The 12,659-nt window shown below is 64.9% G+C and carries 10 protein-coding genes; 7 read left to right on the top strand and 3 right to left on the bottom strand.

Annotation, left to right across the window (positions count from 1 at the left end; all coding sequences use genetic code 11):
* Positions 1-81 precede the first annotated feature (81 nt).
* The 3 genes from mtnA to I6F31_RS35095 form a co-directional block, all read right to left on the bottom strand.
* The gene (gene mtnA / locus I6F31_RS35105) at positions 82-1,188 is read right to left on the bottom strand and encodes an S-methyl-5-thioribose-1-phosphate isomerase (RefSeq protein WP_225186948.1); all 1,107 of its coding nucleotides are present in this window, start codon (positions 1,186-1,188) and stop codon (positions 82-84) included.
* 30 nt (positions 1,189-1,218) lie between these two features.
* A complete protein-coding gene (locus tag I6F31_RS35100; protein WP_057025947.1) occupies positions 1,219-2,094 on the bottom strand; it encodes an S-methyl-5'-thioadenosine phosphorylase in 876 nt (291 codons plus the stop codon).
* A gap of 87 nt (positions 2,095-2,181) precedes the next feature.
* Positions 2,182-2,454 carry a phosphopantetheine-binding protein gene (locus I6F31_RS35095; protein ID WP_225113321.1) on the bottom strand — a complete coding sequence of 91 codons (273 nt, stop codon included), beginning with the start codon at positions 2,452-2,454 and terminating at the stop codon, positions 2,182-2,184.
* 359 nt (positions 2,455-2,813) lie between these two features.
* Between I6F31_RS35095 and I6F31_RS35090 the strand changes: the two genes are divergently transcribed.
* From I6F31_RS35090 to I6F31_RS35060, 7 genes are all read left to right on the top strand, one after another.
* Complete coding sequence (locus I6F31_RS35090) at positions 2,814-4,031, top strand: acyl-CoA dehydrogenase family protein (protein WP_225186947.1); 1,218 nt, start codon at positions 2,814-2,816, stop codon at positions 4,029-4,031.
* A gap of 56 nt (positions 4,032-4,087) precedes the next feature.
* Complete coding sequence (locus tag I6F31_RS35085) at positions 4,088-5,068, top strand: amino acid--[acyl-carrier-protein] ligase (protein WP_225186946.1); 981 nt, start codon at positions 4,088-4,090, stop codon at positions 5,066-5,068.
* A gap of 41 nt (positions 5,069-5,109) precedes the next feature.
* The gene (locus I6F31_RS35080; RefSeq protein ID WP_225186945.1) at positions 5,110-5,985 is read left to right on the top strand and encodes an acyl-CoA acyltransferase; all 876 of its coding nucleotides are present in this window, start codon (positions 5,110-5,112) and stop codon (positions 5,983-5,985) included.
* 229 nt (positions 5,986-6,214) lie between these two features.
* Complete coding sequence (locus tag I6F31_RS35075) at positions 6,215-9,082, top strand: PAS-domain containing protein (protein ID WP_225186944.1); 2,868 nt, start codon at positions 6,215-6,217, stop codon at positions 9,080-9,082.
* 201 nt (positions 9,083-9,283) lie between these two features.
* On the top strand, positions 9,284-10,261 hold the full coding sequence (locus tag I6F31_RS35070; protein WP_036023927.1) for a tripartite tricarboxylate transporter substrate binding protein: 978 nt from the start codon (positions 9,284-9,286) through the stop codon (positions 10,259-10,261).
* A 183-nt stretch (positions 10,262-10,444) separates the two neighbouring features.
* On the top strand, positions 10,445-10,930 hold the full coding sequence (locus I6F31_RS35065) for a tripartite tricarboxylate transporter TctB family protein (RefSeq protein ID WP_225186943.1): 486 nt from the start codon (positions 10,445-10,447) through the stop codon (positions 10,928-10,930).
* A 4-nt stretch (positions 10,931-10,934) separates the two neighbouring features.
* Positions 10,935-12,443: a tripartite tricarboxylate transporter permease gene (locus I6F31_RS35060; protein ID WP_225186942.1), complete on the top strand. Its 1,509-nt coding sequence runs from the start codon at positions 10,935-10,937 to the stop codon at positions 12,441-12,443.
* Positions 12,444-12,659 lie beyond the last annotated feature (216 nt).

Here is a 12,659-nt window from a genome sequence, read left to right as displayed (position 1 = left end):
CAGAGTCTTTCCGCGGAGGGAGTCTGGATTGCTTCGCTGCGCTCGCAATGACGGTTGTGGCGAGATATCGCCCAACCAAATCTACTTCGCCGCCGTAGAGATCCGCTCCGGAAATGCCGACGCCAGCGCGGCGCGATCCGGCTTCAGCACGCCGCGCTCGGTGATGAGACCGGTGACGAGCCGCGCCGGCGTCACGTCGAAGGCGTAATTCGCGACCGGCGAGTTTTCGGGCACGATGCGTACCGTCTCCAGCCGGCCGTCCGCGGTGCGGCCGGTCATGTCGGTGACCTCCACGCCGCTGCGCTGTTCGATCGGGATGTCGCGGATGCCGTCATGGACGGCGAAATCGATCGTCGGCGACGGCAGCGCGACGTAGAACGGCACACCGTTGTCATGCGCGGCAAGCGCCTTCAGGTAAGTGCCGATCTTGTTGCAGACGTCGCCATTGGCGGCGACGCGGTCGGTGCCGACGATGGCGAGATCGACCATGCCGTGCTGCATCAGGTGCCCGCCGGTATTGTCCGGGATCACCGTGTGCGGCACGCCGTGATGGCCAAGCTCCCAGGCCGTGAGCGAGGCGCCCTGGTTGCGCGGACGGGTCTCGTCGACCCAGACATGGATCTTGATGCCGCGCTCATGCGCGAGATAGATCGGCGCCGTCGCCGTGCCCCAGTCGACGGTGGCGAGCCAGCCGGCGTTGCAATGGGTCAGCACGTTGACGACTTCGCCCGGCTTCTTCGCCGCGGTCGCCTCGATCAGCTTCAGGCCGTTGTCGGCAATGCCGCGATTGATCTCAACGTCCTGCTCGGCGATCTCGTCGGCGCGCGCATAGGCAGCTTCCGCCCGTTCCACCGGATCGATCGGCGCGAGCGCCGCGCGCATCTCGTCCAGCGCCCATTTCAGATTGATCGCGGTCGGCCGCGCCACGACCAGCGTGTCATAGGCGCGTTGCAGCCCGGCGTCGGAAGCGTCCTCGCGCATCGCGAACGCCATGCCGTAGGCGGCGGTGGCGCCGATCAGCGGCGCGCCGCGCACCAGCATGTCCCTGATTGCAACGGCCGCATCTTCACACGAGGTCAGCCGCGCAACGACGAATTCATGCGGCAGCCGGCGCTGATCGATCGCGCCGACCGACCAGCCGTCGCGCTCGCGCCAGATGCTGCGGAAATGCTTGCCGTCCACCTTCATGGCATTCTGCCTTTTCGTTTGTCTTGCGTCTCACGCTCGCAGGATGCGCCCGGCCACCGCATCGAGCTTCTTCAGGAGCTCGGGATCGCGCGCCTCGGGCGCCGTGATCAGCGCGGTGTCGAGCGCACGGTCCGAACCGATCGGGCACGGCTCGTGCTCACGCGGAAAATCCTTGGCCAACCGCGCCACCAGCGCCTTCGCCTTGTCGGCGTTCGAATTCAGCACGCGGATGATGTCCTGCACAGTGACCGCATCGTGGTCGGGATGCCAGCAGTCGAAATCCGTCACCATGGCGACAGTGGCGTAACAGATCTCCGCCTCACGGGCGAGCTTGGCTTCGGGCATATTGGTCATGCCGATCACCGAGTAGCCCAGCGTCTTGTAGGTCATGCTTTCCGCGTAAGTGGAGAATTGCGGCCCTTCCATGCAGACATAAGTGCCGCCGCGCGCGATCGCGATGCCTTCCGCTTCCGCGGCGGCCGCCAGATGGATGCGCAGCCGCGGCGAGACCGGGTGCGCCATCGACACATGCGCGACGCAGCCGCGGCCGAAGAACGAGCTCTCGCGCTTATGGGTGCGGTCGACGAACTGGTCGACGAGAACGAAGGTGCCCGGCGGCAGTTCCTCCCTGAAGGAGCCGCAGGCCGAGAGCGAGATCAAATCGGTGACGCCGGCGCGCTTCAGCACGTCGATGTTGGCGCGATAATTGATGTCGGAGGGGGACAGCCGGTGCCCCTTGTCATGCCGGGGCAGGAACACGATCGGCAGGCCGGCGATGGAGCCACGCCTTAAAGGAGCCGACGGCTCGCCCCAGGGGCTCTCGATCACCTCTTCGCGCGCACCCTCTAAGCCGGGCAGGTCATAGATGCCCGAGCCGCCGATGATGCCCAATACCGCCTGCGTCATGCCTGCTCCACCCTGTCCGCCAAATGTGACATGGTTAAGCTATGCCAGTTTTGCGGCGGATTTGGAACGGGGGGAGATGCGCCCCTGTTAAGCCGCGGTCGCCGGCTGGAGCTGCATCGCGACCATCCGCTCCAGCGTCTCGACGGACTGGAAATTCTCCGGCGTGATCTCGGACTGCGGAATGGTGAAGTCGAATTCGGCCTCGACGCCGAGCATGAGATTGACCATGTCCATCGAGGTCAGGCCGATATCGACGAGCTTGGCCGAAGGTGTGACCTCTGCGGCGAGCGAATTCTGTTCGAGAATGCCCTTCACCAGCTTGGTGATGCGGTTGCGCAAAACGGTATCGAAGGCCTGCATCGGCAAATTTCCATTTGTCTATCGGGGTCGGACCGGACTGCCGGCTACGATGGGTGCGGGCTGCCGGTCCTGCAATGGGCGACACCAATACTTCGCGTTTCTTAGTAAACGATGACTCAGATTGTCGGAAATCCAACCTTCTTCCAGAGTCCTAACGCGATACCAGAAAATCCGGCGATGCGAACAACCGGACCTTAACTGTTCGTTCGGAATTGGGTTTTGTTTACCCTCTATTTCATCGACGAATTTGAATTAAATCCGTAGCCTCGTCTCACAAGCAAAGATGGCTGGAGGATCGCCTCAAGCGGCATCGCGAATGATGCCGGCGATCTCGAACGGCAAACCGGAGGCGGACGAGCATGAACGTGCGTGAAGCAGTCCTCACTGTCGACGAAATGCAGGCGAGCTTTCTCGAGCAGGGTCCCTCCCTGATCGAGCGCGTCGCCCGGACCGCCGCAGCGGCCGCGGCCGACGCCGACGAGGTCGATCGCGACGCCCGCTTCCCGCGCCGGGCTTTCGACGTCGCACGCGAGCAGAAGCTGCTCGGCGTGATGATTCCGGTCGAGTTCGGCGGCTTCGGCGCCTCGATCCATGACGTCACCGACATCTGCTACACGCTCGGACGCGCCTGCGCGTCCACGGCGATGATCTACGCGATGCACCAGACCAAGGTCGCCTGCGTCATCAGGCACGGCCATGGCATCCCCTGGATGGAGACCATGATGCGCCGGGTCGCCCGCGACCAGTGGCTGCTCGCCTCCTCCACCACCGAAGGCCAGAACGGCGGCAACATCCGCGCCAGCGCGGCTGCGGTCGACCATGCCGGCGATACCGTCTCGCTGGTGCGCGACGCCACCGTGATCTCCTACGGCGCCGAAGCCGATGGCCTCGTCACCATCGCCCGCCGCGCCACCGAAGCCGCCGCCTCCGACCAGGTGCTGCTGGCGCTCGCCAAGGACGATTATTCGCTGAAGCGGACGCTGGGCTGGGAAACGCTCGGCATGCGCGGCACCTGCTCGACCGGGTTCGAGCTGAAGGTCGACTGCCCCGCCGACCGCGTCTTCCCGGAATCCTATGACAAGATCCACGCCCAGACCATGACGCCGTTCGCGCATCTGTGCTGGTCGTCGGCCTGGGCCGGCATCGCCGCTGCGGCGGTGACGCGCGCGCAGGCCTTCATCCGCAAGGCGGCCCGCTCGTCCGGCGGACAGATGCCCCCGGCCGCGGCGCACTTCACCGCCGCCAAGATGTCGCTGGCCAAGCTGCGCGCGCTGATATCAGCCAATATCGACGCTTTCGCCCGCGTCGAGCATGACGAGCGTGCTCTGAGCTCGCTCGACTTCCAGTCCTCGATCACGCTCTTGAAGGTGCAGGCCTCCGAGCTCGCGGTTGAGACCGTGATGCACGCGATGCGCACCGCGGGACTTGCCGGCTATCGCAACGACGGCGAGTTCACCATGGGCCGTCACCTCCGCGACGTGCTGTCGTCGCCGATCATGATCAACAACGACCGGATCCTGGCCAATGCCGCGACATCGACATTGATGAGCGGGGTGCCGGCGAGCCTTCGCGACTGACGTACCTCCGCGGCCGATTCAACAAGAACAATTTTGAGATAGCAGGACATCGAACCATGAATATTGCCGTCCTCCCCGACTCGCCCACCACCGCCCCGCAAATGATCGATCCGCTCGATCATCTCGCCGACAAGCTGTTCCACCGCATGGGCGCCGACGGCGTCTATGCCCGCACCGCGCTCTACGAGGGCATCGTCGAGAAGCTCGCCGCCCTGATCACCGGTTATCGCGAGGCCGGCACCGAGGTGATGCGCTTCCCGCCGGTGATGAGCCGCTCGCAGCTGGAGAAGTCCGGCTATCTCAAGAGCTTTCCCAACCTGCTCGGCTGCGTCTGCGGCCTGCACGGCACCGAACGCGAGATCAACGCCGCAGTGAGCCGCTTCGATGCCGGCGGCGACTGGACGACTTCGCTGTCGCCGGCTGATCTCGTGCTGTCGCCGGCCGCCTGCTATCCGGTCTATCCGATCGCGGCGAGCCGCGGCCAATTGCCGAAGGGTGGCCTGCGCTTCGACGTTGCCGCGGATTGCTTCCGCCGCGAGCCGTCGAAGCATCTCGACCGGCTGCAATCGTTCCGCATGCGCGAATATGTCTGCATCGGCAGCCCCGACGACGTCGCCGATTTCCGCGAGCGCTGGATGGTGCGCGCGCAGAAGATCGCGACCGATCTCGGCCTCACCTTCCGCGTCGACTATGCCAGCGATCCGTTCTTCGGCCGCGTTGGCCAGATGAAAGCGGTGAGCCAGAAGCAGCAGCAGCTCAAGTTCGAGCTGCTCATCCCGCTGCGCTCGGAAGAGCAGCCGACGGCGTGCATGAGCTTCAACTATCACCGCGAGCATTTCGGTACGACCTGGGGAATCCAGGACGCCGACGGCGAGCCGGCGCACACCGGCTGCGTTGCCTTCGGCATGGACCGCCTGGCCGTCGCCATGTTCCACACCCACGGCACCGATCTTTCCGCCTGGCCCGCCAAGGTGCGGGACGTCCTGAGCCTGCAGCCGCCTGTCGCGGCCGAGGCCCATGGCGAAGGTTGGCGCTAGAGCAACTCACGAGGCCGACCATTTCCACGGGCAAGACGAGCGTGATCCATACCAAGGTCCGATGCCGCGAGATCACCGAGTCCGACGTCGATAAGATCGCGGACTTGCTGACGCGCGGCTTCGTCGGCCGTTCACGCGACTACTGGATCCAGGGTCTGCGCCGGCAGGCCTTCCGGGCCGCGCCGGAGGGTTATCCGCGCTTCGGCTACGTGCTCGACGACGACGGCAGGCCGGTCGGCGTGCTGCTCTTGATCTACACCTCGCGCAAGGAGGGCGAAGAGACCGCCATCCGGTGCAATCTGTCGAGCTGGTATGTCGATCCGGCCTACCGCAACTACGCGCCGCTGCTGACCAAGATCGCCCAGCGGCACAAGGACGTCACTTACTTCAACATCAGCCCCGCGCAGTGGACCTGGCCGATCATCGAAACGCAGGGCTTTCGCGCCTATTGCCGCGGCATATTCTTCTCGGTCCCTGCGCTAGCGCGCGTCCCGCGCTGGAACGAGATCGAGGTCATTCCGCCGCACGCCAAGGAGATCAAGGGGCTTTCCGAGACGGAGACCGAGCTTTTAACGCGACATGCGCGCTACAATTGCCTTAGCCTCGTCTGCCGCACGCCGAAGGGAACCTTCCCCTTCATCCTGCAACCGGTGCGCATCCGCCGCGGTTTCATCGCACCGCCCGCCATGAAGCTGATCTATTGCCGGAGCACCGCAGAATTTGCCGAATGCGCCGGCCGCATCGGACGGCTGCTGCTGCGGCTCGGCAAGATCGCGGTGGCCGTCGATGCCAACGGTCCGGTTCCCGGCCTCGTCGGCATTTACACCGAGCGGCGCGGCCGGAAATACTTCAGGGGCCCGCACCAGCCACAGCTCGGCGACCTCACCGATACGGAGCTCGTGCTGTACGGGCCGTAGAGCAACGCCCGGCGCTGTAAATCTGTAAGAGCGGAGCGGGAATATCGCCGCGCTCGTCCGGAGCTACGGCCTATTGCCTTGGCAGCGGGCCGTTTACGCGTGCGCTCACCATCGCCGGTCATCCTCCGTAAACTACGGCGCTTAAGGGAATTTTCCGGCCTGTTCGCTAGCCTCGGCGGCTGAATTAGGCTGCATTCAGTCTATTGCTGGCCGAGGCCCCGCCGACCCCATGATGTCGACCCGCGAGAGCGAGCTTGGTACAGGCCGTGAGCAGGGCCCAGGCGCCCTCGTCGCGCTGAGCCAGCTTGCGCTCGACCACATGGAACAGGGCGTCTGCGTCTACGATGCCGACAACCGGATCGTGGTGACGAACCAGCGCTATCTCAGACTGTTCGACATGTCGGCCGACATCGTGCGGGTCGGCACCAGCTATCGCGAGGTGCTCGCGCACAGCGCAAGCCGCGGCAACTTTCCGCAAGACCAGCTCGACGCGTTGTATTCGAGGCGGATGGCGCAGATCGCCGCGGGCAAGCCGTTCCGCACCGAGCAAATGCTGGCGAGCGGCCTCGTTATGTCGCTCGAGCTGAAGCCCCTCCCCGGCGGCGGCTGGATGACGATCTGCGATGACGTCACCCGCCTCGCCCGGCTCGAAGCGGAACTGCGCGTGCAGACCGAGCGCAGCCAGCACGCGCTCGCCAACATGTCGCACGGACTGATCATGTACGACGTCGACAGCCGTGTCGTCGTCTGCAACGAACGGTTCCTGAAGCTCTACAACCTCGACCCCGAGATCGTGAAGCCGGGCGTCGCGCATTCCACGGTGATCGAGCACTGGATGTCGCGCGGCAACCTGCCGGGCATGTCGAGCGACGAATTCTACCAGAACCGGCTGGAGGACGTGCGCACTAGGAAGCCGAAGACGCTGCTGGTGATGCGCTACGACGGACGGATGGTGCAGGCGGTCTCCCGCTTCCTGCCCGACGGCGGCTGGGTGACGGTGCACGAGGACGTCACGGAGCGGCTGCAATACGAGGAAACGCTGCGGCAGCAGAATTTCATCCTCGATGCGGCGCTGGAGAACATGGCGCACGGGCTCGCCTTCTTCGACAGCGACATGCGGCTTCGGGTCTGCAACTCCACCTACCTCAAGATCTACCTGTTGTCGCCGGAGGAGACCCGCCCCGGCACACACCTCGCCGAGCTGATCGAGCGATCCATGGCGAACGGCGCGTTCTCCCCGGAATACAGCCCGCAGCAGATCCTCAAAGCCGCCCGCGCGCGGATCGCAAGCCGTGATTCCTCGCCGATGCGCCGGCGCATGTCGAACGACACGGTGATCTCGGTGCGCTATTGCGCGCTGGCCGAAGGCGGCTTCGTCGCCACCTATGAGGACATTACCGAGCGCGAGCGTGCGATCGAGGAGCTGAGCGAGCAGTACCGCCGGTTCGACGCTGCCCTGAACAACATGAGCCAGGGCCTGTGCATGCTCGACGCCAGCCTGCGCGTGATCGTCTGCAACCGCCGCTACATCGAGATGTATGGATTGTCGCCGGAGACCGTGAAGCCAGGCGTCTCGATGCGCGACATCATGGAGCACGCCTGCGAGCTCGGCATCCATCCGAACATGACCGGCGCCAAGCTCTATGCCGACTACGTCGAGAGGCTGCGCGAGGGCGAGCACACGCTGCACCGCCATTTGAACGACGGCCGCATCATCAAGCTCAACCACAAGCGGATGGAGCATGGTGGCTGGGTCGTGACCTATGAGGACGTCACCGAGCGCCACAAGGCCCAGGCCCGGGTGGCGCACATGGCGCGGCACGATTCGCTCACCGACCTGCCCAACCGCACGCTGTTCCGCGAGAAGATGGGCGAGGGGCTGAACCAGGTCGCGATCGCCGGCGGCGCCATGGCCGTGCTGTGCTTCGACCTCGACAATTTCAAGACCGTCAACGACCGCCTCGGCCACGCCGCCGGCGACCGCCTGCTGCGCTGGGTCGCGGCGCGCCTCAAGGAGAATGTCGGCGAGCACGACACCGTCGCGCGGCTTGGCGGCGACGAGTTCGCCGTTCTCCAGCGCGGGCCGCAGCCGCAATCGGCCGAGGCGCTCGCCCGCCGCCTGGTCGAGATCATCGGTCATCCGCCGCCGCTGGAAAGCCAGTCGATCCATGTCGGCGTCTCCGTCGGCATCGCGATCGCGCCCGATCACGGACTCGATGCCGATGAGCTGATGAAATGCGCCGACCTCGCGCTCTACCAGGCCAAGGCCAAGGGGCGCGGAGCCTATCAGTTGTTCGAGCCCGAGATGGAGGAACAGGCGCGCAGCCGGCACGCGCTGGAGCAGGACCTGGTCGGCGCGCTGGAAGGGCGTGAATTCCACCTGGTGTTTCAACCGCAGATGCGGCTCGATTCCTCCGAGCTCACCGGCTTCGAGGCATTGCTGCGCTGGAAGCATCCCTCGCGCGGCTTCGTCTCTCCGGCCGAGTTCATCCCGATTGCGGAGGAGAACGGGCTGATCGTTCCGATCGGCGAATGGGTGCTGCGCACGGCCTGCGCCACCGCCGCGTCCTGGCCCGGCGTCACCGTCGCGGTGAACCTGTCTCCGGTGCAATTCCGCTCCCGCGGCCTGGTGGCGATGGTCACGAGCGCGCTTGCGGAAGCCGGCCTGCCGCCGCAGCGGCTCGAGCTCGAGGTCACGGAGACGGCGCTGCTCGACGACAGCAAGGCGACCATCGACATCCTGCACCAGCTCCGCGCACTCGGGGTGCGCGTCAGCCTCGACGATTTCGGGGTCGGCTATTCCTCCCTGAGCTATCTGCGCAAGTTTCCGTTCGACCGCATCAAGATCGATCGCTCCTTCGTCGGAACGCTCGGCGAAAGCCCGGAGAGCGTTGCCATCGTCAGAACGATCGCGAGCCTCGGCTCCGTGCTCGGCGTCGAGACCACGGCGGAGGGCGTGGAAACCGAGGAACAGCTCGACTTCGTCCGCGAATGCGGCTGCACCGCGGTCCAAGGCTATTATTTCGGCAAGCCGTGTCTCGCCTCGGAAGTCGGTCGCACCATCGAGAAGCTGAACACGGTCCGGCGGGTGGCCTGACCGCTTCGGCCGCTCAAATTCCGCCTCTCGGCACGCGGCCAAACGACGAATTGTCGCAGAGGTCGGCTCTGTCGGCGTTAGCTGACCGACGGCCGCACAGCGATGCGCGCAACACGCTTTTCTTCTCCGTCAAATTCAGGAACAATCGCCTCGCAACGAGAGACGGCGCCCCCAGAGAGGCCGCCGCGAGGGAGGCTTTCGATGTCGGGATACGGGCTGAAGACGATTGCATTTGCCGCGGTGCACGCCGTCATGGGCTTATTGCTCTCCACGGCGGTCAATGCGCAGGACTATCCAACGAAGCCGATCACGTTGATCGTGCCTTGGCCGGCCGGCGGATCGACTGATCTCTCGATGCGCGCGATCGCCGACAGCGCCTCGAAGGTGCTGGGCCAGCCGATCGTGATCGACAACAAGGCCGGCGGCAGCGGCACGGTCGGGCCGGCGACGATGGCCGCGGCGGCGAAGCCGGACGGCTATACCATCTCACAGATCCCGATCACCGTGTTTCGCCTGCCCTTGATGCAGGAGGTGTCGTGGGATCCGGCAAAGGATTTCACCTATATCGTCCATCTCACCGGCTACACCTTCGGCGTGACCACCAGCGCGGAATCGCAGTTCAAGAGCTGGAAGGACGTGGTGGAGTTCGCAAAGGCGAATCCGGGCAAGGTGACCTATGCCACGCCCGGCGCCGGCACCTCGCTGCATATCGGCATGGAGCAGATCGCCGCGATGTCCGGCATCAAGCTGACCCAGGTCCCCTTCAAGGGCGGCGCGGAGACCAACGCCGCCGTGCTGGGGCAGCACACCATGCTGCAGGCTGATTCCACGGGATGGCGGCCGCTGGTCGACGCCGGCAAGCTGCGGCTCCTGATGGTGTGGACCGGCGCACGCTCGCCGAACTATCCCGACGTGCCGACGCTGAAGGAGCTCGGCTATCCCATGGTCTATGATTCCCCGTTCGGCATTGCAGGACCGAAAGGGATGGATCCCAAGATCGTGGCCAAGCTGCACGACGCCTTCAAGAAGGCGGTCGAAGACCCCGCGGTGGTGGCGACGCTCGCCAAATACGACATGGTGCCGAACTACAAGAACACCGAGGATTACAAGAAATTCATCGTCGAGGTCACGGAATCCGAGCGCAAAGTGATCGAGACGCTCGGGCTCGCGAAGAAGTAAGACCGCGCTGCTTGTGTCCCGGACGCGCTGCAGCGTGCAACGCTGCTGCGCAGTGCCGGGACCCATCTTCTTCGCCCACACGCATGGGCCCCGGCTTTGCAGCGCACCTGCCATAGCACGTCGAAGACGTGCGTGAACGCAACTTGCGGTGCTGCGCTGCGTCCGGGGCACGAGAGAGAATCGATGAACGATCCAACCAACGTCAAGCTCCGCCTCAGCAACTCCGAATTCTGGGGCGGGCTGATCGGGCTCGCACTCGGCGGCTTCGTGATCTGGTCGGGCTTGAAGCTCAGGCTCGGCACCATCAACGATCCCGGCTCCGGCTATGTGCTGTTCTACACGGGCATCCTGATGTGCGTGTTCGCGAGCGCGATCATCGTCTCGGCGATCACCGAGGGCGGGCCGACGCTGGCCTCGCGCTGGGAGAACGTGCGCTGGAGCAAGCCGCTTGTCCTCATCGCCTGCCTCACCGCATTCGCCTTCGCGCTGGAGCCGCTGGGATTCCTGCTGTCATCGATCCCGCTGATGCTGCTGCTGTTGCGGCTGATCGATCCGGTGCGCTGGAGGCTGGCGATTCCGATCGCGGTGCTGGTGCCCTCGGGCATGTGGTGGGTGCTCAAGCGGCTGCTGTTGATCCAGTTGCCGTCAGGCCTGTTCGGGATCGGCTGACGCCATGGATACGCTTGTCAACGTGGCACATGGATTCGGCGTCGCGCTGCTGCCGGTCAACCTGCTCTACTGCTTCATCGGCGTGTTCATCGGCACGCTGGTCGGCGTGCTGCCCGGCATCGGCCCGATCTCGGCGATGTCGCTACTGCTACCGGTGACACTGTCGGGAACGCCGGAATCCGGCATCATCATGATGGCCGGCATCTATTACGGCTCGATGTATGGCGGCTCGACCACCTCGATCCTGGTCAACATCCCCGGCGAGGCGGCCTCCGTCGTCACCTGCATCGACGGCCACCAAATGGCGAAGCAGGGCCGTGCGGGCCCCGCGCTCGGCATCGCCGCGTTCGGCTCCTTCGCTGCCGGCACCTTTGCGCTGGTCGCCTTGATGTTGGTGGCGCCGAAGCTCGCCAGTCTCGCCATTGCTTTCGGCCCGGCCGAGTATTTCAGCCTGATGGTGCTCGGCCTCGTCGTGCTCACCTTCCTCACCCAGGGATCGATGCCGAAGGCATTGCTGATGGCGTGCATCGGTGTCGTGCTCGGGCTGATCGGGCTCGACAGCATCACCGCGCAGCCGCGACTGACCTTCGGCCGCATGGAGCTGATCGACGGCATCGGCCTCGTGCCCGTGGTGATGGGCCTGTTCGGCGTCGCCGAGGTGCTGCTCAACACCGAGCAGACGATCAAGCGCGACGTCATCAACACCAGGATCACCCATCTCCTGCCGAGCAAGGAGGACTGGAAGGCGAGCGCCGGTCCGGTCGGCCGCGGCACCATCCTCGGCTTTTTCCTCGGCATCCTGCCGGGCGGCGGCGCCGTGGTCTCGTCATTCGCGTCCTACGCGCTGGAGAAGCGGCTGTCGAAGACCCCTGAAAGGTTCGGCCACGGCGCGATCGAGGGCGTCGCCGGCCCGGAATCGGCGAACAACGCCGCAGCCGGCGGCGCCTTCATTCCGCTGATGACGCTCGGCATCCCGCCGAACGTGGTGATGGCGCTGCTGCTCGGAGCCTTCGTCATTCACGGCCTGCAGCCGGGCCCGCTGATGATCACGCAGAACCCCGGCCTGTTCTGGGGCATCGTCGCCAGCATGTATATCGGCAACGTCATGCTGCTGATCCTGAACCTGCCGATGATCGGCATGTGGGTGCAGCTGCTCAAGCTGCCCTACAACATCCTGTTCCCCCTGATCATCCTGTTCACGATCCTCGGCGTCTACTGCTCGAGCAACAACGTGTTCGACGTCTATGTGATGATCGCGTTCGGGATCATCGGCTATTTCATGCGCAAGCTCGGCTACGAGCCGGCGCCACTGGTGCTGGCCTTCGTGCTGGGTCCGATGATGGAGAACAATTTGCGCAAGTCGCTGATCCTGTCGCAGGGCGATCTCTGGACCTTCGTGCAGCGGCCGATCTCGGCAGTGTGTCTTGTGTTTGCCCTGGTGCTGCTGATCGCGCCGCTGCTGCCGTCGCTGCGCAAGAAGCGCGAGCTGGTGGCGCTGGACGAGGGGGCGTGAGAAGATCTCGTAGTCGGTAGGGTGGATTAGCCGAAGGCGTAATCCACCGCTTCTCTCGAGGCGGACAGTAAAGTGGTGGGTTACGCCTTCGGCTAACCCACCCTGTACCCTTCTGGCGTTCGGAGGCCAGTCAGTTGGTGTAGGCTGGTCGCCGGGCCGATCCGCCGGGAGCCGCCTTGCCCACCTGTGCCTAGAGCACCGACGTAGGACCCGCGT

It is taken from the genome of Bradyrhizobium sp. NBAIM01 (assembly GCF_020194115.1).
GTDB classification, from domain to species: domain Bacteria; phylum Pseudomonadota; class Alphaproteobacteria; order Rhizobiales; family Xanthobacteraceae; genus Bradyrhizobium; species Bradyrhizobium yuanmingense.
Note: the sequence above shows the minus strand (reverse complement) of the source record. Positions and strands in the feature narration are given on the sequence as shown.

Coding starts and splice junctions, on each gene's coding strand:
- I6F31_RS35060 (WP_225186942.1), top strand. CDS start 10,935: ATGGATACGCTTGTCAACGTGGCACATGGATTCGGCGTCGCGCTGCTG.
- mtnA (WP_225186948.1), bottom strand. CDS start 1,188: ATGAAGGTGGACGGCAAGCATTTCCGCAGCATCTGGCGCGAGCGCGAC.
- I6F31_RS35095 (WP_225113321.1), bottom strand. CDS start 2,454: ATGCAGGCCTTCGATACCGTTTTGCGCAACCGCATCACCAAGCTGGTG.
- I6F31_RS35100 (WP_057025947.1), bottom strand. CDS start 2,094: ATGACGCAGGCGGTATTGGGCATCATCGGCGGCTCGGGCATCTATGAC.
- I6F31_RS35085 (WP_225186946.1), top strand. CDS start 4,088: ATGAATATTGCCGTCCTCCCCGACTCGCCCACCACCGCCCCGCAAATG.
- I6F31_RS35075 (WP_225186944.1), top strand. CDS start 6,215: ATGATGTCGACCCGCGAGAGCGAGCTTGGTACAGGCCGTGAGCAGGGC.
- I6F31_RS35065 (WP_225186943.1), top strand. CDS start 10,445: ATGAACGATCCAACCAACGTCAAGCTCCGCCTCAGCAACTCCGAATTC.
- I6F31_RS35070 (WP_036023927.1), top strand. CDS start 9,284: ATGTCGGGATACGGGCTGAAGACGATTGCATTTGCCGCGGTGCACGCC.
- I6F31_RS35090 (WP_225186947.1), top strand. CDS start 2,814: ATGAACGTGCGTGAAGCAGTCCTCACTGTCGACGAAATGCAGGCGAGC.